At 61.7% G+C, this 24,467-nt stretch carries 20 protein-coding genes; 9 read left to right on the top strand and 11 right to left on the bottom strand.

Features of this window, described 5'->3' with window-relative positions:
* Together tssG and tssF are read right to left on the bottom strand one after the other, a co-directional pair.
* The gene (gene tssG, locus JaAD80_RS15655; RefSeq protein WP_102295315.1) at positions 1–1,029 is read right to left on the bottom strand and encodes a type VI secretion system baseplate subunit TssG; all 1,029 of its coding nucleotides are present in this window, start codon (positions 1,027–1,029) and stop codon (positions 1–3) included.
* Positions 990–2,837 (bottom strand): type VI secretion system baseplate subunit TssF, encoded by a 1,848-nt coding sequence (gene tssF, locus JaAD80_RS15650; protein ID WP_102295313.1) that lies wholly within the window; start codon positions 2,835–2,837, stop codon positions 990–992. Before tssF ends, tssG begins: the two co-directional genes overlap by 40 nt.
* A 312-nt stretch (positions 2,838–3,149) precedes the next feature.
* Between tssF and JaAD80_RS15645 the strand changes: the two genes are divergently transcribed.
* From JaAD80_RS15645 to JaAD80_RS15630, 4 genes are all read left to right on the top strand, one after another.
* Positions 3,150–5,369 (top strand): serine/threonine-protein kinase, encoded by a 2,220-nt coding sequence (locus JaAD80_RS15645; RefSeq protein ID WP_180979438.1) that lies wholly within the window; start codon positions 3,150–3,152, stop codon positions 5,367–5,369.
* A 29-nt stretch (positions 5,370–5,398) separates the two neighbouring features.
* Positions 5,399–5,923 carry a hypothetical protein gene (locus JaAD80_RS15640; protein ID WP_146012403.1) on the top strand — a complete coding sequence of 175 codons (525 nt, stop codon included), beginning with the start codon at positions 5,399–5,401 and terminating at the stop codon, positions 5,921–5,923.
* A gap of 432 nt (positions 5,924–6,355) precedes the next feature.
* Positions 6,356–9,049: a DNA mismatch repair protein MutS gene (mutS, locus tag JaAD80_RS15635; RefSeq protein ID WP_102295308.1), complete on the top strand. Its 2,694-nt coding sequence runs from the start codon at positions 6,356–6,358 to the stop codon at positions 9,047–9,049.
* Positions 9,046–10,083 (top strand): hypothetical protein, encoded by a 1,038-nt coding sequence (locus JaAD80_RS15630; RefSeq protein ID WP_102295307.1) that lies wholly within the window; start codon positions 9,046–9,048, stop codon positions 10,081–10,083. The genes mutS and JaAD80_RS15630 overlap by 4 nt, the downstream gene beginning before the upstream one ends.
* A gap of 190 nt (positions 10,084–10,273) precedes the next feature.
* Here JaAD80_RS15630 and JaAD80_RS15625 read toward each other — a convergent pair whose 3' ends face one another.
* Complete coding sequence (locus JaAD80_RS15625; RefSeq protein ID WP_102295305.1) at positions 10,274–10,822, bottom strand: peptidylprolyl isomerase; 549 nt, start codon at positions 10,820–10,822, stop codon at positions 10,274–10,276.
* Positions 10,823–10,915: 93 nt separating this feature from the next.
* On the opposite strand from JaAD80_RS15625, the gene JaAD80_RS15620 reads away from it, so the two are divergent.
* Positions 10,916–12,037, top strand: a complete 1,122-nt coding sequence (locus JaAD80_RS15620; RefSeq protein ID WP_102295304.1) for a cupin domain-containing protein — start codon at positions 10,916–10,918, stop codon at positions 12,035–12,037.
* Positions 12,038–12,390: 353 nt separating this feature from the next.
* On the top strand, positions 12,391–12,645 hold the full coding sequence (locus JaAD80_RS15615; protein WP_034783358.1) for a hypothetical protein: 255 nt from the start codon (positions 12,391–12,393) through the stop codon (positions 12,643–12,645).
* A gap of 170 nt (positions 12,646–12,815) precedes the next feature.
* Here the strand turns inward: JaAD80_RS15615 and bamC are convergent, their stop codons facing one another.
* The 8 genes from bamC to JaAD80_RS15575 all read right to left on the bottom strand — a co-directional run bounded on the left by bamC (position 12,816) and on the right by JaAD80_RS15575 (position 20,075).
* A complete protein-coding gene (bamC, locus tag JaAD80_RS15610) occupies positions 12,816–14,009 on the bottom strand; it encodes an outer membrane protein assembly factor BamC (RefSeq protein ID WP_102295302.1) in 1,194 nt (397 codons plus the stop codon).
* Positions 14,010–14,091: 82 nt separating this feature from the next.
* Positions 14,092–14,970, bottom strand: a complete 879-nt coding sequence (gene dapA, locus JaAD80_RS15605; RefSeq protein ID WP_102295300.1) for a 4-hydroxy-tetrahydrodipicolinate synthase — start codon at positions 14,968–14,970, stop codon at positions 14,092–14,094.
* Positions 14,971–15,053: 83 nt separating this feature from the next.
* Positions 15,054–15,626 (bottom strand): bifunctional 2-polyprenyl-6-hydroxyphenol methylase/3-demethylubiquinol 3-O-methyltransferase UbiG, encoded by a 573-nt coding sequence (locus tag JaAD80_RS15600; RefSeq protein WP_102295299.1) that lies wholly within the window; start codon positions 15,624–15,626, stop codon positions 15,054–15,056.
* A 36-nt stretch (positions 15,627–15,662) separates the two neighbouring features.
* Positions 15,663–16,343: a site-2 protease family protein gene (locus tag JaAD80_RS15595; RefSeq protein WP_102295297.1), complete on the bottom strand. Its 681-nt coding sequence runs from the start codon at positions 16,341–16,343 to the stop codon at positions 15,663–15,665.
* 161 nt (positions 16,344–16,504) lie between these two features.
* Positions 16,505–17,128, bottom strand: a complete 624-nt coding sequence (locus JaAD80_RS15590; protein WP_102295296.1) for an L-threonylcarbamoyladenylate synthase — start codon at positions 17,126–17,128, stop codon at positions 16,505–16,507.
* Between the two features lie 34 nt (positions 17,129–17,162).
* A complete protein-coding gene (gene htpX / locus JaAD80_RS15585; RefSeq protein ID WP_102295294.1) occupies positions 17,163–18,047 on the bottom strand; it encodes a protease HtpX in 885 nt (294 codons plus the stop codon).
* Between the two features lie 212 nt (positions 18,048–18,259).
* Positions 18,260–19,093 carry a 3',5'-nucleoside bisphosphate phosphatase gene (locus JaAD80_RS15580; RefSeq protein WP_102295292.1) on the bottom strand — a complete coding sequence of 278 codons (834 nt, stop codon included), beginning with the start codon at positions 19,091–19,093 and terminating at the stop codon, positions 18,260–18,262.
* Between the two features lie 103 nt (positions 19,094–19,196).
* Positions 19,197–20,075: an alpha/beta fold hydrolase gene (locus tag JaAD80_RS15575; protein ID WP_102295356.1), complete on the bottom strand. Its 879-nt coding sequence runs from the start codon at positions 20,073–20,075 to the stop codon at positions 19,197–19,199.
* 206 nt (positions 20,076–20,281) lie between these two features.
* Between JaAD80_RS15575 and JaAD80_RS15570 the strand changes: the two genes are divergently transcribed.
* The 3 genes from JaAD80_RS15570 to JaAD80_RS15560 all read left to right on the top strand — a co-directional run bounded on the left by JaAD80_RS15570 (position 20,282) and on the right by JaAD80_RS15560 (position 24,369).
* Positions 20,282–20,806: a gamma carbonic anhydrase family protein gene (locus JaAD80_RS15570; RefSeq protein ID WP_102295291.1), complete on the top strand. Its 525-nt coding sequence runs from the start codon at positions 20,282–20,284 to the stop codon at positions 20,804–20,806.
* 4 nt (positions 20,807–20,810) lie between these two features.
* Positions 20,811–21,791, top strand: coding sequence for an Hsp33 family molecular chaperone HslO (gene hslO, locus JaAD80_RS15565; protein ID WP_102295289.1), 981 nt, complete (start codon positions 20,811–20,813; stop codon positions 21,789–21,791).
* 163 nt (positions 21,792–21,954) lie between these two features.
* Complete coding sequence (locus JaAD80_RS15560) at positions 21,955–24,369, top strand: TonB-dependent receptor (protein WP_258003014.1); 2,415 nt, start codon at positions 21,955–21,957, stop codon at positions 24,367–24,369.
* The last annotated feature ends 98 nt before the right edge of the window (positions 24,370–24,467 follow it).

Genomic DNA, 24,467 nt, shown 5'->3' with positions numbered 1-24,467 from the left:
TCAGGCGGAGCCGTCGAAGCGGATGTCGTAATGCATGTCGTCACGGTCACGGTCGGCAAGCTTGCTGGCCAAAAAGGCATCCTCCGCCAGGCTGGCGCCCTGGCCCAGGATGCAGCTAGGCACCGCGTCGCGCCGCAGTACCAGCCGTATCTCGAAACTCACGCCGGGCAAGCCAAACAATCCCAGCATCTGGCGCAAGGCCACGGCACCTGGCCGGCCCGGCAAAAAATCTATATAGGCATGACGCGTCAACGGCCCGAGGATGAGCCGAACGCGCAAGTCGGCACGCCGGCAGCGCTCACCCAGCATGGCGCCCTGCCCCAGCCCCGCGTGCGCGATAGCGAGCAAGCTGCGCTCCTGCGGCGCACGCCGGAACCAGGCGCCAATAAAGCGCTGCAACTGCACCGGCACGCCAAAATACTGTGTCAGCACCGCCCGCATCACCTCGGCAGCCACCGGCCGGTGGCGCAGCAGGGCCGCGTAATGGGCAAGCACATGCGCTGGCAAGCCGCCCGGCTGTCTGGCCAGCTCGGCTGGCCAGGTGCCCGCCAGCGCCAGCTGCAGATGCAGGAAATCGCCACCATCGGCATCCGTCTGGCAATCGATGCGGTAGCGAGCCCAGGCTTGGTAAAACAGAGCCAGCGCCCGTTGCGACAGCGTATCGAGCCAGGCGCGAGGAGCGCCGTCGCCCTTCAGCCGCTCATGGCGGGCCAGCATTTCCGTGTAATGCAGCGGCAAGGTGCCATGCACGCCCAGGAAACCGATCATGGCCGCCTGCACGTGGACCTGCCGCCCACCGTCATCGTCGGCCGCCAGCCACAGCTGTTCGATTTCGGCAGGGGCAAACGATAGCGAATCACTGCCATGGAATCGCAGGCAATCACGGAACACTTGTTCCTGCGGTATGCCCTGCTGCACCAGCCAGACGCAGAGCAGCCGCACCGCCTGAAAAAAATCGGTGCGGGACGGTTCTTCCAGCAGGCGCGCGATTACACCAGCGCCTGGTTTCCATTGCGCGGCAGGCAGCACAGCAACTCCTTTCCATTCTGATGCGACAGTACGGTCAGCCTGGTAAACGAGCCCATGTGCACATACAAGCTCAGAAAATGCTCGATGACTTGCGCAAACGCGTGCAAGCCGCTGCCGACAAAAGCTTCCTCATCGATGGACAGCAAGACATCGATACCAAACACCAGGCTGCCCCCCGCCGCGTCCGGCAGCCAGGTACTGGCGGCCCGCTGGCGCAAGCAAGTGATGCCAGCGATCTGGCGCGCGGCGCTGGCCGACCCCGGCAAGTTGTACAGCTCCAGTATCTGCTTGAAAAGCGGCAAACCCTGCTCGCTGAGCGAGTGATGGTTCAACGACAATTGCGCGATCAGCCGCCAATGGGAAGCGGCGCCTGCGGGGAAACGGCTTGGCGCGCTCGGCTTGCGCAGCAGGCGCACGGGCAAGGCGCTGGCCACGCCATCATGGTGCAGGTCACCGGCTGCGCTGCCGAACACCAGGCGGCCAGGCAAGTCACGGTTGCTGCAAGTAAGCATGATCGAAACCGTTTGCGTGGTGTCGTGCAAGGGCTGCATGGCGCCATCGACAAAAGCGATGCGCATGTCGTAGCCGGGATTACTCAGCGCCATGTTCTCGTCGCGCCGGGTGACCCAGTAGCGCCCCAGGCGCCCGCCGGCCTCGCCATGGCACATCGAGTAAAACGGGTGAAAGGCATCGAGCGCGCTGCCCTCCGCTGTTTCGCTGAGGACAGTCACACTATCGACGCTGTGGATGTCATACAGATGCGCCTGCCGGACCGATGGCAACAATACATGCTCGGCACTCGTCTGCGTCAGACGGATGGGACTGGCGGCCTGGTGGAACAGGTTGACGACAGGCGTGCATCCCAGCAACAAATGCCTGGTCGACAAGGGCCGCAAGCTGCGTGCGACGGCCGAATCCGCATGCACGCCAGCGAGCATCAGATGCACTGTGCAACGCCGGCAGTCAGGTGGGAGGTGGAGCTGCAGCGCGGCCAGGTCGAGGTCAATGAAATTGAATTTTTCCGGGAAGGCAAACCATTCGCCCAGCAGGCGGTAGGCGGGATGGGAGACAGCGTGAAGCGGAAGCAATGCTTCCTCGGGAGAAAAACCAGCCGGGCGCACGGGAAACACCTCGAGCACCTGCCAGATTCCCGCGTCGCTATCATCGCGCACTTCCACACAGGCACAGGGCGCGCGCATGAACAGGCTGTCACGCACCGCAGCGCACAGCGCTGGCTCGCCATCCAGGAACAGGCGCAGTACCGGCAGTTTGATTGCCTCCAGCGTTGACGCAGCACCGGTCGCTTCAAGCGTGATGCTGATCGCCGCCCCCAAGTCCGGCGCCAGGCATAGCGCAGTGGGCGTTGACATGATGGGCTGGAAGCGCACCTCAGCCAGGCGCAGCGGTGCCACGGCAACATCGTAGGCGGTGGTGAACTTGCAGGCGACACCCTGATGCTCCACCGCATGCATGATGGTGCCGCGTGGAATGATCGCCACTTCGGTCGCCGTCCCGGCGTCGTTATCGACGCGCGCAATGGAACAGGCAGGAAAGGGGCGCAGATAGTGGGGGAAATTAACTTCTAGCAAAGTTTCGCTGAACACGCCAAAACCATCCTCCAATCGCTTGGCCGTGCGCGCGTTGAACATGGCAAACGCCTGCACCATGCGCGCAACGTGCGGGTCTCCCAAGTCGCCACCCATGGTGCCCAGCGCACCGGCGATGGCGGGATAACGCCGGGCAAATGCCTGGTTGTGCGCGGTCAGCGTTCCCAGTTCACGCTCGTAGTGCTGCAATAACTCGTCCATGCCGGCCTCCTCCCCCTGATCCGCACCAGGCCGGGCGCCGGCACCTGCCGGTAGAGCCCATCTGCATTATTGGTGAAGGTGGAAAAGGAAAATTGAGTTTGGACAAGATTGCAGGCATGAGCACGCAAGGGATGTCATTCGGACGGCATCACCGCTACTTTTGTTCATTCCTTGCCAATATTAATTGACTTATTCGAAACAATCGTTTTAAATCAGGAAGTTACTCAAAATCAATCATCTTGCGTACGCCAGCATCGCCTTTACCCTAGCCGATGCTCGATGCCCACGTTGATGCCTCTCACGCCAAGGTATATGGAACTGCTCGACTCCCTGCGTCCGTCCCCGCTACATGACGACAATATCAGCGAGCACTATGAAGTGCGCCGCTTGCTGGGCGAAGGCGGCTTCGGCCACGTATTCGAAGCCTGGGATGCCAAGCTGTGCCGCAGTGTGGCGCTGAAGCGCCTGAAGCCCCAAGCCGATGTGCCGCATCCGGAAAAACTCATCAATGAAGCACGCCTGGCCGCGTCGCTCAAACATGCCGCCTTCGTGCGCATCTTCGCCATCGAGGGCCAGGGCACGGGCCAATCCATCGTCATGGAACTGGTCGAAGGCAAGACCCTCGGGCAGTTCATGCACGGCGGCAAGGCCGACCTGCAGGCCGCGCTCGACATCGCCTACCAGATCGCCGACGCCATGGACGAAGCGCATGCCATGGACCTCGTGCATGGCGACCTGAAGCCGTCGAACCTGATGCTCGAAGCGAACGGCAAGGTGCGCATCCTCGACTTCGGCCTGGCGCGCCACATGGACCCGCAAGCGACGCAAACGACCACCCTGTGCGACCTGCAGGGCACAATCGCCTACATGGCACCCGAGCGCCTGATGGGCCGCCTGCCCGACACGCGCGGCGACGTCTACGCGCTGGGCGCCATGCTGTACGAAATGCTGGCCGGCCAGCGCCACTTCGCCCACCTGAACGGCCTGGCCCTGGCCGCCGCCCACATGCAGGCGACGGAAGCCTGGCCCGACCTGCCGGACACGGTGCCCCCCACCATCAACGCCCTCGTGCGCGCGATGACGGCGCACGACCCGGCCGAACGGCCGCGCACCATGCGTGACGTGCGCGAGGCGATCGACGGACAGCGGACGCTGGCGGTCCAGGCGCCGATACTGACCGTCGAGACGCCCCCCGCCAAGCCTCCTGCCTCGATTGCTATCCGCCTGCAGGTGCCGGTCAAGCGCGCCGCGGTGACCGCTGGTGCCGTTGCCATATTGGCTCTGGCAGCGTGGCAAGGCCCTGCCCTGCTTGCAGCTTTGCGTGGCCATTACTCCTCGGCGCAGTTTTCGGAAATGGCTGCGATGAAAGCTGGCATGGATGCCTTGCGTGCATTTGACCTCGACAGCAGTCAGAAAATACCCATTGAGCAGTTTACTGCCGTGCTACAACATAATCCGGCCAATGCGACCGCTGCCGCAGGACTATCGATTGCATCGACTTTACGCTACTTGGGCGATGGGCGCGATGAGACTTGGCTACAGCGAGCAGATGTCAATGCGAAACAGGCATTGGCTGCGGATGACCAGTTGGCACTTGCCCACGTGGCCCAAGCCTGGGTCCACGAATACCATGGCAAGAATGAGGATGCGCTACGTGAAGCAACCATTTCATTGAATCTGGAACCAAATAATTTTTTAGCACTGTACGGCAAGGCACGCCTGTATATCGTCAGTTACAAATTCGAGCAAGCCAAGCAGGTATTAGACCAGGCCATTCTTGCCCATCCGCAGGAGTACTTGCTCGTTACATTACTGGGCTACATGCACTACAAGAAAGGCGATTACGTTGGTGCGGAACAAGCTTTCCGTGAAAGCATACGCATGAACCCGCGCTCCCCCGCGACCTACGCTTATCTGAATGCCGCCCTGCTACGCCAGAATCGCGATGATGAGGCATTGCAAGTGCTGCAACAAGGTCTGCAAGTCAGCCCCTACTGGGAACTTTATTCCAACCTGGGCACCTCCCTGTTTGCAAAAGGTGACTATCTGGGCGCAGTCCAAGCATTTGAGAGTGCCGTATCAGAACGAAAAGGTGGGCCCGGTATCTATTTATTGTGGGCTAATCTAGCCGACGCCCAGCGCTGGGTGCCCAGCCAAGTGCGGGCCTCGAAACAATCGTATCAGCGTGCCATTGCGCTAATAGGGCCGATGCTTAAACGAATGCCAAACGACATCACACTGAATTCGCGAATGGCGCTCTACCAGGCCTACGCGGAGGAAAAGCAGCAGGCGCTTGTCGGAGTGCGGCATGCACTCAGCCTGGCGCCACAAGTAGCGGATGTGCAATTTCGTGCCGCCCTCACCCATGAACTGATCGGCAACCGTAGCGAAGCGCTTGATGCATTGCTCAAAGCCAGCAAACTTGGCTACCCACGCAACTTGATCGAATCCGCCCCCGATCTTTTGAATCTGCGACGTGATTCCCGCTATCAACAACTTTTTATCAACCTGGAAAGAGACAGTAAAAAATGACGCCTGTAAGCCCTTGGATGAAGTTATCCGTGCATTTTGATGCAGATCAGATTACCAATCAGCTCGACTACAGCTTCACCTCATGCGATGGCACGGCCGATCCACGCCATGGTCCTTACATGGGCGGCGTGCATTTCCAGAAGGGCCAGCATGTCTATCTCGACGTTACTTGCTGCGGCTCCAAGGACAGCGGCTTCACCTCGTTCCAGATTGTCGACTGCTGCATCATCACCGTACCGCAACTGACGCAGATCGGCCCGAAAGTACCGACTATCTACTCGCCACCATCGCCATTTTTGCAAGCCGTGGGCGCCACCTATCAGCTGCCGCTGGATTTCGAAATCCAGCAACTTCTGGGTGAGCAAGAACCGCCGAATCTGCACCACATTCGCCAGGAATGGAAGCACAACCTGGACGTGGGTTACGCAAGCGGCCGCTGGGAATTGTCGTTTGTCATGACCGTACGCATTATGCGCGGCGAAGACGTCCAGCCAGAGCTGCGCGTTTTCTCCTTCGACCCGGAAAGCTCTGTTGGAGGCAACGGCAGCCTGTAACCGTGCCAGTATTCCATCCCAGCCAGCGGTACCGTGCCCAGGGCCGGGATGCATATGCTTCATTCTTGCAGCACCTTCAGTGAATCAGACAGGGTGAACTGCGAATATGCGGTCGCAAGCTTGCAAGCGGCAGTTTATGGTGTCGCTGTATAAGCGGCCTATATCTTTGGCCATGCCCACACTACCGCGCTACCTGATTCCCAGCCGACAAAGGCAGCCAAAGCAATTCCGCCTGGCAAGCGTCTCAACAGCACCGGCGCAACATGCTGCTTGCTCGCACCCGCACGCAATACCCCGCCCCGCCCGCCGAAAGCGGTAAAATGACGGCCTTAACCCAAGCTCCGCCCTCTGGCGCGGCCTTGAACGCACACAGCATCACACACAGCCCGGCAGGCATGCCTTTCCTGCCGCCGGACCAACGACAAAGAACACATGACCACCGTCCCAAAAGAAATCAACGCCGCCGCGGCAAAGAAGAATTCGGCTGAAAAGCTCACGCCGATGATGCAACAATATATGGGCATCAAGGAAAACCACCCGACGATGCTGGTCTTCTACCGCATGGGCGATTTCTATGAGCTGTTTTTCGAGGACGCGGAAAAAGCCTCGCGCCTGCTGGGCATTACCCTGACGGCGCGCGGCGTGGCCAGTGGCAACCCCATCAAGATGTGCGGCGTGCCGTTTCATTCGCTCGATGGCTATCTGGCCAAGCTGGTCAAGCTGGGCGAGTCGGTGGCCATTTGCGAGCAGATCGGCGACCCGGCCACCAGCAAGGGCCCCGTCGAACGCAAGGTCATGCGCGTGGTCACGCCCGGCACCCTGACGGATGCGGACTTGCTGCCTGAGAAGGCTGAGCGCCCGCTGCTGGCCATGTGCAGCATCACGCAGCGCAAGACGGTCACCACGGGCCTGGCCTGGCTGTCGCTGGCCAGCGGCGCCTTGAAGCTGATGGAGTTTTCCGGCGAGAGCAGCACCGTGGCCGTGCGCCTGCAGCAGGAGCTCGAGCGCATCGTGCCGGCTGAAATCTTGAGCGGCGACAATGGCAACCTGTTCGACGACTACGCGGGCACGCACATCAACCGCGTACCGGACTGGCATTTCGACGTGGTCGGCGGCCACAAGGCCCTGCTCGATCAACTGGGCGTGGCGACCTTGACGGGCTTTGGCGCCGATGGCCTCGGCGCAGCGTTCGGCGCGGCCGGCGCGCTGCTGCGCTATGCGCAATCGACGCAGGGGCGCGGCCTGCAGCACGTGCGTTCATTGACGACGGAAACGGAAAGTGAATTCATCGGCCTGGACGCGGCCACGCGGCGCAACCTGGAGTTGACGGAAACCATCCGCGGCCAGGAATCACCGACCTTGTTCTCTCTGCTCGACCATTGCCGCACCGCCATGGGTTCGCGCATGCTGCGCCACTGGCTGCACCACGCGCGGCGCGACCAGAACGTGGCGCGCGCGCGCCATGAAGCCATCGCCGCGCTGGCGCAAAGCGAAGCGGCGGGACCGCTGGCCGCCACCCTGGCGCAAGTGCCCGATATCGAACGCATCACCACGCGCATCGCGCTGCTGTCGGCGCGTCCGCGCGACCTGGCCGCCCTGCGCGACGGCTTGCTGCAACTACCGGCCTTGCGCGGCGACGTGGTGCGCTGTTACGGACCTGGCCAGGGCGGCGAAACCGGTTTGCTGGCTGCCATCCACGCGGCCCTGTCCACACCGACCGCCTGCCTGGACTTGCTGGTGCGCGCCGTGGCGCAGGAACCGGCCGCGATGGTGCGCGACGGCGGCGTGTTTGCCACCGGTTTCGATGCGGAACTCGACGAATTGCGCGCGCTGTCGGAAAACGCGGGCCAGTTCCTGCTCGACCTGGAAACGCGCGAACGGGCGCGCACCGGCATCGCCAACCTGCGCGTGGAATACAACAAGGTGCACGGCTTCTACATTGAAGTGACGCACGGCCAGACGGACAAGGTGCCGGACGACTATCGCCGCCGCCAGACCCTGAAAAACGCCGAGCGCTACATCACGCCGGAACTCAAGGTCTTCGAAGACAAGGCCCTGTCGGCACAAGACAAGGCCCTGGTGCGCGAAAAGCTGCTGTACGACCTGCTGCTGGCCGACCTGGCGCCGCACATCGGGACCTTGCAGACCATTGCGCAGGGCCTGGCCCAGCTCGATACCCTGAATGCGCTGACGGAACATGCGCAGCAGCACAACTGGGCCGCGCCGCAACTGGTCGACGAGCCGTGCATCAACATCGTCGAAGGCCGCCACCCGGTTGTCGAAAAGCAGATCGAACGCTTCATCGCCAACGATTGCCGCTTCGTCAACGAGCGCCGCCTGCTGCTGATTACCGGTCCGAACATGGGCGGTAAATCCACCTTCATGCGCCAGGTGGCGCTGATCACCCTGCTGGCCTACGTGGGCAGCTACGTGCCGGCCGCGTCCGCCACCATCGGCCCCATCGACCGCATCTTCACGCGTATCGGCGCCACCGACGATCTGGCGGGCGGACGCTCGACCTTCATGGTGGAAATGACGGAATCGGCGGCGATTTTGAACGGCGCCACCGAGCACTCGCTGGTGCTGATGGATGAAGTGGGCCGCGGCACCTCCACCTTCGACGGCCTGGCCCTGGCCTGGGCCATCGCGCGCCACCTGATCGATACCAGCCGCAGCTTCACCCTGTTCGCCACGCACTATTTTGAGCTCACGCAATTGCCGGACAGCCACCCGAGCGCCACCAATGTGCATCTGTCGGCAGTCGAGCACAAGGACAGCATCGTCTTCCTGCACGCCGTGCAAGCGGGCCCCGCCTCGCAAAGCTATGGCTTGCAGGTGGCGCAACTGGCTGGCGTGCCGCAGCCCGTGATCAAGGCGGCGCGCAAGCACCTGGCGCGCCTGGAAGCGCAGGCGCTCGACGCCACGCCGCAGCGCGACCTGTTCGCGCTGCCATCGGCCGATCCGTATGCGCAGGAGGAAGAAGAGGAAGCATCGGCGCCGCTGGCCGCGCTGAACGCGGCGCAGCAAGCCTTGCTCGACGCCATCGCCGACCTCGATCCCGATGCGCTCACGCCACGCGATGCGCTGGAGCAGTTGTATCAGCTGAAACGGCTGGCCGCCGCATGACGATCCGGCGCAGCACCCTGCGCCTGCTGGCGGCAGGCCTGCTGGCCGCCAGCCTGCCATGGCAAGCGGCACAGGCCGCACCGGCGGACCAGGCCGGCTTCGAGTTTGCCGTGCTGGGCCACTCCTTCAAGGACGGGCCCGACGATGCGCCACTGAAAAAGGCGATCGCCGAGACCAGCGCCTTCAATGCCGCCTTCGTCGTGGCAACGGGCATCAAGGCCGCCAGCGAGTCGTGCAGCGACAAGCTGTACAGCCAGCGCAAGGACTTGCTGGACGCCAGCGGGCCGCCGCTGATTGTCTCGCTATCGGCCAGCGACTGGGCGTATTGCCGCAATTCACGCGGCAGGGTCAACGCCATCGAGCGCCTGAACCGCCTGCGTGACGTGTATTTCGCCGACGACCAGAGCCTGGGCCAGCGCAAGCTGACCTTGTCGCGGCTGTCATCGACGGCGAAGTTCCGCAGCTATGCGGAAAATGCGCACTGGGAATACGGCGGCGTGCTGTTTGCCACCGTGAATCTGCCGGCAAACAACAACCATTTCCTGCCTGAAGCGGGCCGCAACAGCGAGTTCGAAGACCGCCTGGTAGCCAACCGCTCGTGGCTGCAGCGCCTGTTCGCCATGGCCCAGCGCAAGAAGCTCGACGGCATCGTGCTGTTTTCCGACGGCGAGGTGGGCGTGCTGGACGAAGACGACAATTCGCTGCTGCCCAGCTTCAGCTCGAAACAGGATGGCTTCATGGGGCCGCGCAAGCAGATCCGCACACTGGCAAAGAAATTCAGCGGCAAGGTCTTGCTGGTCGATACGCACAGCGACAACGAGGCGGAGGGGAAGGAAAGCAGGAACCGCAAGGCCGCCGCCAAGGTGGGCGCGCCAAAAATCAGCTGGAAAGGCAACCTGGGCCACGTCAGCATCGACAACGACTGGTCCGCCATCGCCGTACGGCCGGGTAAAACACCCTTGTTTGAGGTGCGTCAACGGGCTACCCGGCCATCGGCGCAAGCCAGGGCCAAGGCGTCGACCTTGCGCCGTTAGCGCATAAGCAAACAGGCCGGCATGTAGACGGCCTGTTTTCATTCAAGCAGCGTCACGCCCAACAGACGTCACGACGCCTGACAAAACCGTAGCGAGCAGCTGCGCGGCGTGGCCGAGAAGCGCAACCGTACTAGAGTACGGTGAGCATCGCCGGCCGCGCCCCGCTGCGCGCAGCAGGTTTGGTCAGGTGTTAATGAATCGGGTGAGTACGGAAGTGATCGCCGTCTTCGCCCTCGTCACCTTCATCGTCGCCATGGTCATGGCCGTGTGCGCCATGCACGTGGCCATGGGCGATTTCTTCTTCGGTGGCTTCGCGCACGTCAGCGACGGTCAGCGAGAAGCGCAGCGCGATGCCGGCCAGTGGATGGTTGCCATCCAGAACAACTTTGTCGTCGGCGATATCGGTGACCGTGAAGATCATCGCTTCTTCGTCCGGCGAATCGCTTTCCGGCATGCCTTCGAACTGCATGCCCACTTCCAGCGGCTCAGGCAGGCGATTGCGCGGCTCTACCTTGACCAGGGCGGGATCGTATTCACCGAAAGCATCGTCCGGTTCGATCTGGATCGTGTTGGAATAGCCAACTTCCTTGCCGTCCAGCTCTTCTTCGATCTTTGGCAGGGTGTTTTCATAATCACCATGCAGGTAGACCATCGGCTGGCGGCCGTCTTCGATCAGATTGTCTTGCGCGTCTGACAGTTTGTAGTTGACAGTCACGACCGTATTCTTGGCAATCTTCATTATGCTTCCTTTCATTGTATAAGCTGGCAAATTATACCTTCACGTCGCCAACGGCAGGCGCATTCCTGCATTTCCGGTTGTTATAATGGGCGCATGAAAACATTAACTCTCCTCGGCGATATCACGCCAGCGCAATTCCTGCGCGACTACTGGCATAAAAAACCCCTGCTGATCCGCCAGGCCGTGCCCGGCTTCAAAGCCTTGTTCGATTTCAAGGCGCTGGCCGAGCTAGCCAAGCTGGACCACGTTGAATCGCGCCTGGTCAGCCATGCCGACGGCCACTGGAATATGCAGCAAGGTCCGTTGACCAGCCTGCCCTCCCCGAAACAGAAGGAATGGACCCTGCTGGTGCAGGGCGCCAACCTGCACAGCGCCAAGGCCGACGAGCTGCTGCGCCAGTTCCGCTTCCTGCCGGACGCCCGCCTGGATGACCTGATGGTCAGCTTCGCCACCGATGGCGGCGGTGTGGGCCCGCATTTCGATTCCTACGACGTGTTCCTGCTGCAAGGCCAGGGCAAGCGCCACTGGCGCATCGGCGCGCAGAAGGACCTGAGCCTGATCGACGGCTTGCCGCTGAAAATCCTCAGCAACTTCACGCCGGACGAAGAATTCACGCTGGAACCGGGCGACATGCTGTACCTGCCGCCCCACTACGCGCACGACGGCGTGGCCATCGGCGACTGCCAGACCTATTCGATCGGCTTCCGTTCGCCATCGTTCCAGGAACTGGGCGAAGCATTTTTGCAATTCATGGCTGATTCGATCGACTTGCCAGGCATCTACAGCGATCCTGACTTGAAAGCCTCTGCCAAGCCGGCCGAGATTCCCCGCGACATGCTCAGCACCATCACGGAAGAACTGAACAAGGTGCGCTTCACGGAAGAAGACGTCACCATTTTCCTGGGCGAACACCTGTCGGAACCGAAGCACAACGTATTCTTTACGCCACTGTCCAAGCCGCTGACGGTGGGCCGCTTCACGGACGCCGCACAAAAGAAAGGTGTCGTGTTGTCACGCAAGACCTTGATGCTGTATCGTGGCAAGAATGTCTTCATCAATGGCGAGTCGTTTGCCATTGGCAGGGCCGATAAAGCGACCCTGGAAACCCTGGCCAACGACCGCGCCCTTGATGGTGCCGCCGTCGCCAAGGCTTCGGATGACGTGATGGATGCGCTGTACACCTGGTATCAGGATGGCTGGATCGAATTGGCGTAAGCAGGCGCGCCGCAACAAAAGTGGTCTTACCGTAGTGGGAGTTTGTGAATCTGCGCTAGCGCAATAAAACATATTATTTTTATATCGTTTTGTCGCGCTTTCGCAAAACACTTACACTTGCTTGCAATTTGCTGCGGCAATTATTGCGATATCACAAAAAAGTTGCGAATTTGCCTCTTGCTCCTATTGCGACGCACCAAAAATCGCTATAATATTCGGTTAGGAAGTTTCCGTTGTCTGGCAGGCACCACCTGGTACGAAAAGCCTTCGAAGACGACCTAACGAGCGATAATTACCGGTAATTATTCATCGCAACAATGTTGATTTATTTTTGAAATAATTAAGGAAAACAAATGAAAAAATCCCTGCTGATCGCCTCCCTGATGGTTGTTGCTCTGGCTGCTTGCAGCAAAAAAGAAGAAGCTCCTGCACCAGCACCAGTAGTTGAAACCCCAGCACCAGCACCAGCAGTTGAAGCTGCTCCAGCTGCTGCTGCTGACGCTGCTGCTTCGGCCGCTACCGACGCTGCTGCTGCTGCTTCGGCTGCCGCTTCGGCCGCTACCGACGCTGCTTCGGCTGCTTCGGCTGCTGCATCGGCTGCTAAGTAATTTAGCACCCTGCACTAGAGAAAGCCGGCCTTCGGGCCGGCTTTTTTACGTCCGGTGTTTTATTCGCAGGATAAACACCGGACGTCGGCAACAAAAAAGGCTGACCCGGTTTCCCGGGCCAGCCTTTTTTAATCTGCGGCAGGTTTTCATGCCTGCCGCGATCACCGTAGTTATTTCAGCTGATCGTTCAGCAAGCCCAGAATCTTCTCGGCCACTGGCGAGGTATCCGGCTGGCCTTCGTTGCCGAGGATGCTGACCAGGCTGGTCGAACCATTGCCGGCCTTGACCAGGACGCGGTAGCGCTGCGCTTCCTTGTCCTTGTCCGACGACGAGCCCCAGCTGAACAGTTTCGAGAAGAAACCGTCTTTCTTGACCGCGTCCGGATCGACGTAGCGCACGAAATACGTACCTTGCGTGCGGTCGCGGTCTTCCACGGTGAAGCCGACGCGGTCCAGCGCCAGGCCGACACGTCGCCAGGCGCGGTCGAAACCTTCATCGACTTCGATGGCACGCGCCGGCGTGGCGGCATCGCCCACCAACTTGGCATGCTGCGGCTGCACGATGGCGGCGTCGACAGCTGTCTTGGCTTGCGCTTCGTCGCCAGCAGCGCCCAGGCGCGTCATCAGCTTGGCCAGGAATTGCGCTTCCAGGCCCGGATCGTTGGGGCGCGCTGTCCAGGTGGTGGTTTCCTTGTCGCGGCCCGTAACAACCTCTTCCACGCCGCGGTGGCTGATGTAGATCTCGGTCGAACCATCGGCCAGACGTTCCACGCGGGTGCGGTATTTGTCTTTTTCGCCGCTCGAATACAGGCCGTCGAATACCTTGCCGATGGTGCTGCGAATGATATCTTGCGGGATCTTGGCGCGGTTTTCGTTCCACTCGGTTTCCATGATGCCAGCCGTCGGCTGGTCGATGGCGATGGTAAAGCCCGCATCTTCCCAGAACTGCTTCAATTGCGGCCACAGCACCTCAGGCGACTGCTTGACCACCAGCCAGCGCTGGTTGCCGGCGCGCTCGACCTTGACGCCGCCCGCCGTGACAGGCACCACGCCTACCACGCCATCGGCGCCCACGACAACGGGCGCACCCGCTGCAGCGCTGCGCTGGGCGTTGTAGCCGGAAGCCGTGGCCACGCCGTTTTTCGAATCTGGCAAGGAGTAGCGGTTGTCCTGCTGCAATTGCGTCAGGTCAGGCGGCACGTCCAGGGTGCTGGCTTTCTTGACCGACTTGTAGTCGACCTTGTCGCCACCGACCACCGAACTGATCATGCCGCAGCCCGCGAGGCTGGCAGCGACGGCGCCGATGACGATGCCGCGGAGGGCGATGGTGGCAGGCGCCGATTGGGTTTTCTTGCAATTAGTCATGTCGTAACTGGGATAGGAAGCTAAGTAGCAGCTGAAATCAGGGAGGGTCCGGACTGGTCGAGTCCGGGCTTAAAGTCCGGCCTTAAGACAGGACACCAGCGTCGCGCAAGGCGTCGCGCACGGTAGCGTGGCAATTTTCAGCCAGCGGCACCAGTGGCAGGCGTATGCCTGCAGGCATCAGGCCCATTTCTGCCAGCGCCCATTTGACGGGCACCGGGTTGGGCTCGACAAACAATTTCTGGTGCAGGGGGAACACTTTGTTGTTGATGGCGATAGCCGTGGCACGCTCGCCCGCCATGGCGGCCACGCACAGTTCGTGCATGGCGCGCGGCGCGACGTTGGCCGTCACGGAGATATTGCCGTGGCCGCCGCAGAACATCAGCGCCATGGCGGTCGGATCGTCGCCCGAGTACACGGCGAAGTCCGCTGGAACCAAACGCAGCAGGTCGATGCCGCGGCCGATATTGCCCGTTGCATCTTTCACGCCAACAATATTCGGGATGGCCGACAGGCGCACGATGGTCTCGTTGCTCATGTCGGCAACCGTGCGGCCCGGTACGTTGTACAGGATCACGGGGATGTCGACGGCTTCGGCTATGGCCTTGAAGTGCTGATACATGCCTTCCTGGGTAGGACGGTTGTAGTACGGCACCACTTGCAAGACAGCATCGGCACCCGCTTCTTTCGCGTAGCGCGTCAGCTTGATGGCCTCGGCCGTGGAATTGCCACCGGCGCCGGCGATGATAGGAATGCGTCCCTTGGCGTGCTCGACGGTCAACTGGATCAGTTCGCAGTGCTCTTCCACGCTCACAGTTGCCGATTCGCCCGTGGTGCCAACGATGACGATGCCGTCCGTACCCTCGGCGATATGCCAGTCGATCAGCTTGCGCAGACCTGGAAAGTCCAGACTGCCGTCCGCGTGCATCGGGGTGACGATTGCTACAATGCTGCCCTTGATCATAGTAAGTTTATAGCGCCGATAAATAAAACAACGATTGTAGCGGATAGCCCGCGCCTGTGGTGCATTCTACTTGGAAAGCCCGTTCAAAACGTCGGCAGCAAGGCTGCCAACCGTGGAAAATCTGGCCGGACAGCACAAATTCGTTGCACCAGAGCAGCTTTTGGCTGCTCCACGCGGCCATCCTCATACGCGACGACGCGCAAGCCGTGTTCCAGCGCCATGGCCAGCAGCTCGCCCTCCTTCAGCAGGAATGCCGGGTTCGACGGCTTGCCGAACTGCTCATTGCCTTCGGCAAAGGTCTCGTACAGCAGCACGCCATCGGGCGCCAGGCTGGCGATCATCGCTTCAAACAGCGGGCGGTGCAGGTAGTTGGTGACGACGATGCCGGCAAAGCGCCCCGCCGCGAACGGCCACACGGCGCCCGGCGCCTCCAGGTCCACCAGCGACGTGACGATGCCGGGGCCGGCCGCCTTTTCCAGTATTTCCGGATCGTGGTCGAGCGCGATCACGGGATGGCCCAGGGTCACCAGGTGGCGCGCGTGGCGGCCTGCGCCACAAGCCAGGTCCAGCACCTCGCCACCGGGGATCAAAGGCGCCCAACGGCGCACCCAGCCGGAAATCGTGTCAGTGTCTACTACGTGTTCAGTTACTTGCATCGGTACTTCCATCAGTTAATGTCGTATTTGGCGGTATCAGCCCAGCAGCATGCGCAGCGGCAAAGTCATCGCGTACAGGATTTCCACCGCCCGCTGCAGCACCCCGCTCAACGCCAGGCCCAGGTAGCCCTTATAGCTCAGGAAGATCAGCAGCGCGAAGACAAACGGCGTGTAGCGGTCGATGCTGGCGTACTTCCTGGACAAGCTGCCGGGCAACAGGCCGGCGACGATACGCCCGCCATCGAGGGGCGGCACGGGTATCAAATTAAAACAGAACATGACGACGTTGACGGCCACGCCAGCCAGGCTCATCTCGTCAAGATAATTGCGCATGGCAAAACCTGGCGACATCGCGCCCAGCAAGACATGCAGCATCATCCAGCCAAACGCCATGGCCAGGTTGGCCATAGGCCCGGCCAGCGCCACCCAGGCCATTTGCTCCTTCGGCTTGCGCAGGCGGCTGAAATCGACCGGCACCGGCTTGGCATAGCCGAACGGCACGCCGATGGCCCAATACAGGGTCAAGGGCAGCAGGATGGTGCCGAAAAGATCGATATGCCGGATGGGATTGAGGCTCAGCCGCCCCTCGTTCGAGGCCGTCGGGTCGCCAAAATACCGGGCTGCGTAGCCATGCGCCGCTTCATGCAGGGAAATGGCAAACAGCACGGGCACCAGATACACCGCGACCGTCTGGACCGTCACATTGATATCATTCATGGCGCCGATTTTAACAGAGGCACCCGCTGTCCTTGCTTATGTTGCCATTAAGACCCCATTGCGGCAGCCAGCATCTTTTGCCTGCCGCAGCCGCATTGCGCTACCGGCACACGCTATCAGGACAGCTAAAAACGGCAGCGGCACCCGCCCCGCCATGCCGCCTACAGGCCCAGCACGGCCGGGTCGCCGCGGCCCACGCGCACCACTTCCGGCTCCGGCCCCGTCAGGTCGATCACGGTACTGGGACCGTGCGCGCAGACGCCGCCATCGATGATCAGGTCGACCAGCTTTTCCAGCCGCTCGCGGATGGTGTCCGCATCCGTCAGGCTGTCTTCGTCGCCGGGCAGGGTCAAGGTGGCGCCCAGCAGGGGCTGGCCCAGTTCTTCCAGCAAACATTGCACGATGCGGTGCTGCGGCACGCGCAGGCCGATGGTCTTGCGCGACGGGTGGCTGAGGCGGCGCGGCACTTCCTTGGTCGCTTCCAGGATGAACGTATAGGCACCCGGCGTGGCCGCCTTGAGCAGGCGGAACTGGCGGTTGTCGACGCGCGCGTACACGCCCAGCTCGCTCAAGTCGCGGCACAGCAGGGTCAAATGATGCTTCTCATCCACGCCACGGATGCGGCGCAGGCGCTCGACGGCGCCCTTGTCGTCCAGCTGGCACACCAATGCGTAGCAGGAATCGGTGGGCAAGGCCACCACGCCGCCGGACTGGATGATCTGCGCCGCCTGCTTGATCAGGCGCAATTGCGGATTGTCAGGGTGAATCTGGAAAAATTGACTCATGGTTTACACGTTCTTCATATTGAGACAGTTATCATTATTGCACGCCGCGCAGGGCAGCGATGCGCTGCTCGATCGGCGGATGGGTGGCGAACAGCGCGCCCCAGCCGCCATTGCCGCCGCTGATGCCCAGCGCCTGCATCGATTGCGGCAGCTCGCCCGGCTGCACGCCACCGAGGCGGGCCAGCGCATGCATCATCGGCGTCGGGCTGCCCAGCAGCTTGGCCGAACCGGCGTCGGCGCGGAATTCGCGCTGGCGCGAGAACCAGGCGACGATGATGGAAGCGAGCAAGCCGAAGATCACTTCGCACACCATGACGGTGACAAAATAGCCGATGCCGCGCCCGCCGCCTTCGCGGTTATTATTTTTCATCAGCATATTATCGACAAAGAAGCCCACGACGCGCGCCATGAAGACGACAAAGGTATTCACCACGCCCTGGATCAGGGTGAACGTTACCATGTCGCCATTGGCGACGTGGGCGATTTCATGGCCCAGCACGGCTTCGACTTCATCGCGGTTCATGCTTTGCAGCAGGCCCGTCGAGACGGCCACCAGCGCCGAATTCTTGAATGCGCCCGTGGCGAAGGCGTTCGCGTCACCCTCGTAGACGGCCACTTCCGGCATGCCGATGCCGGCCCGCTCGGACAGCGCACGCACGGTATTGACCAGCCACAGTTCGGTGGACGAGGTCGGGTTGTCGATCACGCGCGCGCCGGTGCTCCACTTGGCCATCGGTTTGCTGATCAACAGGGAAAAGATCGACCCCGTGAAGCCGACCACCAGCGAAAACACCAGCAGGCTGCCCAGGTTCAGGGTACTGCCGCGCGCCGGATTGCCCACGCCCAGCAAACTGAGCACGAGCGACAGCACCAGCATCACGGCCAGGTTGGTTGCAATAAAAAGGACGATACGTTTCATGGGCGTTGGCTCCGGATGAAGAGGAATAACAATAACTAAAAGATAAGTGCGAGGTGACGCATTTTCAATGCCCGCGCGCGTACTGCGCTGAATGCCTGAGAAAATCGTCGCGAGCGGCAGTCAATGGTGGCCGGGAAGCGGAGCTGTGCCACAGCACAGCGGGCATCGCCAGCCGCAAGTGGCGCCGCGCAACAGATTTGCCTGACTACCAGCTAAAACCAGTCGTGCCAGATCGGGGTGACATTCGACGGCAAAGGCGGCAGCATGGCAAAATCCACGCGCGATTCGCCCGGCGCGTGGAAGTCCGTGCCGCGCGAGGCGAGGAAACCGTAATCGTTCGCCAGGCGCGCGTATTCCGGATACTGGTCGGGGCTGTGGCTGCCCGTGACGACTTCGATGGCCACGCCGCCGAGTTGCTTGAATTCATCGAACAGCACGCCTTGCGCCGTGTAGCTGAAGCGGTAGCGGCCCGGATGGGCGATGACGGCCACGCCGCCCGCGCCGCGTATCCAGCCGACCGCGTCTGCCAGGGTGGCCCAGCGGTGTTCGACGTAGCCAGGCTTGCCATCAGACAGGTATTTCTTGAACACGTCGGGGATGTTCGCGCATTTGCCCGTTTCCACGATGTAGCGGGCGAAGTGCGTGCGCGACATCAGGTCCGGGTTGCCGACGAATTTCAGCGCGCCTTCATAGGCGCCGGGAATGCCGGCCAGGTCCAGCTGGCGGGCGATTTCGCGGCCGCGCGCATCGCGCCCGGAACGCGTCTGCTGCAAGCCCTGCACCAGGCCCGGATTGTTTTCATCGACTTGCAAGCCGACGATGTGCACGGTTTCACCGGCCCAGGTAATGGAAATTTCCACGCCGGCCACGAAACGCATGCCCAGGTCCAGCGCGGCCGCGCGCGCGGCGGCGATGCCCGATACTTCATCGTGGTCGGTCAGCGCCCACACGTCGACGCCAGCCTTGCGCGCGTGCGCGGCCACGGCGGCAGGCGACAATACGCCGTCGGAGATATTCGAATGACAATGCAGGTCAACTTTAAGCATACAAAAACAATACCCTGCACGGGCTCAGCATGGAAGAAGTTTTCATTGTACGCTGCTTGTCAAATGAGGAAGTCGCGTTAGCGACACAGTAGCGCCTGCGCAGCTACGCCGCCAGGAACGCTTCCACCAGGCGCGCCAGTGCGACCGGCTGGTCGTGGTGCAGCATATGGCCTGCGTCCAGCAGCATTTCGCAACGCACATCCTTGATGCAGGCCAAACGGCGGTCGATCTCGATGCGCGCCTCTTCCTTCGGCCCCATCCATTGCCACATATTCGTGTCATCGGCCTCCACCCACAGCACGGGTGCCGTGATGCGGCGCCAGCACGCCATCACTTCTTCCACCTGGTACAGGATGGGATTGACCCTCTTGTGCTGCGGATCGCCCATGATGTCCCACTCGCCCGCCTCGTTCTGCGCCGACCAGTGTTCGGCGAGAAACGCCGCACGCTCGTCCGGCAGGCGCGGATTGGTCTTTTGCAGGCGCTCGGCCACGGCGCGCTGCGTGGGATAGCTGCGCATCTGCGGCGGTTCGCGCAATTCATCGAGCCACTTGGCATAGCGGCCCGGCGCCTGCTCAGGCTTGCTTGCCATCATGCCGAAGCCTTCCAGGTTGATGAAGCGGCTGATGCGCTGCGGGCGCACGCCCGCGTACAGGCCGGCCACGTTGGCGCCCATGCTGTGCCCCAGCAGATTGACGGGAGCGTCCGGCGAGTAATGCAGCAGCATGGCGTCCAGGTCGGCCAGGTAGTCGGGGAACCAGTAGGTGTCCGATTGCGTGTAGTCGCTCAGGCCGAAGCCGCGCCAGTCGGGCGCGATTACGTGCCAGTCGCCTTGCAACTCGTCGACAACGAACTGGAACGAGGCGGCCACGTCCATCCAGCCGTGCAGCATGAACAGGATGGGCGCGCCTTCGCGGCCCCAGTGGCGCACGTGGGTGCGCGCGCCGCGGATATTGATGAATTCGGAACGGGAAAGTTTCATGTTTTTCATCGGATGCCTGCCTTGAAAGTGGCGCGGATGGCGCCACATGCTGTGTCTGTAGATAGTGCGGATATAAAAGTACGACCGTTCGATAATTATACCGGATAGATGGCCGGCGTTCGGACTTGTCCTGCAACAGCGTAAAATAGCGCAAAACTTCCGCGTCCGGCCATGCCCGGCGCTTCCACCACCGCCACAGGCTAACGATGACACTCTACCAATTGGGCGCCGATGCGCCGCAGATTGATGCTTCCGCTTTTGTTGCCGACACGGCCAACGTGATCGGCAAGGTGACCCTGGAAGCGAACAGCTCGGTATGGTTCGGCGCCACCATTCGCGGCGACAACGAACGCATCACCGTGGGCGCCAACAGCAACGTGCAGGAAGGCGCCGTGCTGCACACGGACCCCGGCTACCCGCTCGACATCGGCGCGAACGTGACCATCGGCCACCAGGCGATGCTGCATGGCTGCACGATAGGCGACGGCGCCCTCATCGGCATCCAGGCGGTGATCCTGAATGGCGCGAAGATCGGCAGGAACTGCCTGGTCGGCGCGGGCGCGCTGGTCACGGAAGGCAAGGAATTTCCCGACAATATGCTGATCCTCGGCTCGCCGGCAAAAGCCGTGCGGGCCCTGACGGCAGACGATATCACCAGGCTACAAGGCAACGCCGTCAATTATGTACAACGCGGCCAGCTATTTAATACGCAACTCAAGAAGATTGGATAAAAGTATGACGACTGAAACCACGGGCGCCGTCAGCGCTGCCGCCACCGGCCAGGATACCCTGCAAAAATTTATTTTCGACAACGCCGCCGTGCGCGGCCAGTTCATCGACGTGTCCCACACCTGGCAGGAAGTGGTGGCGCGCCACGCCTACCCGCTGGCCGTGAAAAAAGTGCTGGGCGAAATGGTGGCTGCCGCCGCCCTGCTGTCGGCCAACCTGAAATTCAACGGCTCCATCATCATGCAGATCCACGGTGACGGTCCCGTGCGCCTGATGGTGGTCGAGTGCGATTCCGACCTGCGCCTGCGCGCCACCGCCAAACTGGATCCGGACGCCACCATCCCCGACGTGGCCACCGTGCCGCAATTGCTCAACGCCACGGGCAAGGGCCGCTTCATCATCACCCTGGACCCGGCCGACAAGGTGCCAGGCCAGCAGCCATACCAGGGCATCGTGCCGCTGGACGGCGACGACATGGCCACCGTCATCGAAAACTACATGTTGCGCTCGGAACAGCTCGACACGCGCCTGTGGCTGGCCACGGACGACAGCGTCTCGCGCGGCCTGCTGCTGCAAAAGCTGCCGCACCATGGCGGCAAGGCCGAAGCGACGCCCGTTTCGGAAGAAGACGCACTCGATACGTGGAACCGCGCCGTGATGCTGGCATCGACCTTGAAAGAGGAAGAAATCCTCGCCACCGATATCGACACCCTGATGCAGCGCCTGTTCTGGGAAGAAACGATTCGCGTCTTCGACCCGCTGCACCCGAGCTTCCACTGCACCTGCACGCGTGAAAAAGTGGGCAATATGCTCAAGATGCTGGGCGAGGAGGAAGTCAACAGCACTCTGGAAGAAGTGGGACAAGTGGGCGTGAACTGCGATTTCTGCGGCCAGCACTACGAGTTCGACAAGGTCGATTGCGCGCAGCTTTTCATCACGGATGCGCCAGCTGAAGTGTTAATACCGCCCGCAGCCAGCATCAATTAAGCTCGACCCAGCATTACAGTTTCGTCATGCATCGACCGCGCCGCCCTTGAGGCGGCGCAATTGTTTCTGCTGTCATTCTCCCGTCATCAGTTCGTCATCAGCCCGTCATGCGGCGCCGTTACGCTGCGCAGCTTGTCTTACCCACACTACTTTCCACAGGCTGATGATGAACTCCCACTTGAAGCTGGCCCTGCGCCGCCGTTCCTTCCACGTTTTGCTGGGCGCCTGCGCCGCAGGCCTCTCCTTGCCGGCACTGGCGCAAACGGCCGTGGCCGCCGCCGTGGCGTCCGCCGCCACCGACATGGCCGCGCCCGCAAACGCCGCCGCTGACGACGGCGCGACGATGGCCACCGTGGAAATTTCCTCGCGCAAGACGCGCTCGTCCGTCTCCCTGAGCAAGAATGAGATCCAGAAAATCCTGCCCGGCACGAATCCTTTGAAAGCCCTGCAAACCTTGCCAGGCGTCAGCTTCCAGACGGCCGATCCATGGGGCAACAACGAGCAGAACCTGTCGCTGTTCGTGCATGGCTTTTCCGGCCAGCAGCTGGGCTACACCATGGATGGCGTGCCGCTGGGCGACCAGCAGTACGGCAACTACAACGGCCTGTCGCCGCAGCGCGCCGTCATCAGCGAAAACGTGCGCAGCGTCGTGCTGTCGTCGGGCGCGGGCGACCTGGCCACGGCCTCGACCAGCAACCTGGGCGGCACCATCGAAACCTATTCCAGCGACCCGCTGGCCACGCAGGGCGCCAGCGTGCAGCTAACCGTGGGCAGCCACCGCACCTCGCGCACCTTTGCCCGCTACGACACGGGCGCCTTTGGCGATGGCAGCAGCGCGTACGTTTCCGTGCTGCACCATGAAGCGCGCGCCTGGGACTTCGACGCGCGCCAGGGCGGCGACCAGGTCAACGCCAAGTACGTCAACCGCAGCGACGCTGGCAAGCTGACCCTGTTTTTCAATTACTCGGACAAGATCGAGCCGAACGAGGACAGCACCGTGCACGTGGCCGGCGAGACGAGCGCGCCCTACACGCGCCCCTTCCTGTATCCGGACTTCAAGGCGGCTCTCAATTATTTGTCGCCAACGGGCGCCACGCCGGCCGCCGATGGCAACAATTACCGCAATTACTACAGCGATGCGCAGCGCACCGACTACCTGGCATACGCCAAGTTCGACGCCAACCTGTCCGAAGGCACGACCTGGTCGAACCAGGTGTATTACCACAAGGATGACGGCGCCGGCGTGGTGGCCGGCCCCATCGGTGTGGCCGGCTTGCCGGGCCTGTTCAGCGTGTATTACCCAAAGCAGAACTTGAAGGAAGTTTTCGGCAACTCGGGCTATGCCGTGCGCACCACGGAATACGACATCAAGCGCGGCGGCGTCATTTCCACCCTGCGCAAGGAAATCGGCGAACACCAGGTCGAGATGGGACTGTGGCTGGAACAGAACCGTTCATCGGCCTACCGCCGCTGGTATGCGCTGGACGTGAACAACCCGACTTCGCCCTACGACCGTCCCAGCAATCCTTTGATCACGCAGTACGGCAGCGAGATCGACAACAAGGTGGTGCAGCTGCATCTGCAGGATGAGTGGCGTTTGCGCCCTGAGATCGCCCTGCAGGCCGGTTTCAAGTCCAGCCTGCAGTTCGCCGATGGCCAGTTCCCCGTGCAGCCGGCCAAGGGCGCCATTGCCGGCGGTTCCACGGCCTTGCCCGTCGGTTCCATCACGACGAAAAAATGGTTCTTGCCGCAGGTGGGCGCGCGCTGGGATTTCACGCCGCAAGACCAGCTGTACTTCAATATCCAGAAAAACATGCGCCAGTTCGTCACCTATGGCGGTGGCGGCGCCTCGCCATGGAGCTTGTCGAGCCAGGCCGCGTTTGATTTGTTCAAGCGCGACGCCAAGCCGGAAACGGCGCTCACCTATGAAGTGGGCGTGCGCGGCAGCCACGCGCTGAACCTGGGCGCCATCACGGCCATCGATGGCCAGGTGAATGTGTACCACGTCGATTTCAGCAACCGCTTGCTGCAGATCAGCCCGACACCGGTGATTTCCTCCATCATAGGCGGCAACCCCGTGCTGGCCAACGTCGGCAGCGTGCGCACGGACGGCATCGATATCGCCGGCACCGTGCACTTCGGCAGCAATTTTTCGTTCTACAATGCCCTGTCGTACAACCGCTCGCAGTACGCGGACAATTACAACAATGGCGCCGCACTGGTCATGACGGCGGGCAAGAACGTGCCGGGCTCGCCCGAGTGGCTGAACAAGTTCGTGGCCTCGGCCACGTTCGGCGATATCGAAGTGCAGCTGACGGGAGACTATGTGGGCAAGCGCTACGCGACGTACACCAACGATTTGTCCGTGCCCAGCTACTTCCTGATGGGCCTGGGCGTGTCGGGCAAGCTGCCGGCCATGGCCAGCTGGCTGAAAAATCCGCGCTGGAGACTCAACGTCAGCAACCTGGCCAACCGCGAGGGATCGCTGAACGTGGTCGTGGGCGCGGCCGACAAGACGTATAACACCTTCCCGATCGCGCCGCGCCAGGGCTTCCTGACCTTGACGGCGGATTTCTGATGCGCACACCGATCCTCCCGCAACGGCATTTTTCACGCCGCAACTTCGTCCAGGCGGCTGCCGGCGGCCTGGCCCTGGCGGCCGCACCGGGCTTCGCG

It is taken from the genome of Janthinobacterium sp. AD80 (assembly GCF_002878455.1).
Taxonomy (GTDB): domain Bacteria; phylum Pseudomonadota; class Gammaproteobacteria; order Burkholderiales; family Burkholderiaceae_D; genus Janthinobacterium.
This window is presented reverse-complemented; position numbering and strand designations above follow the sequence as displayed.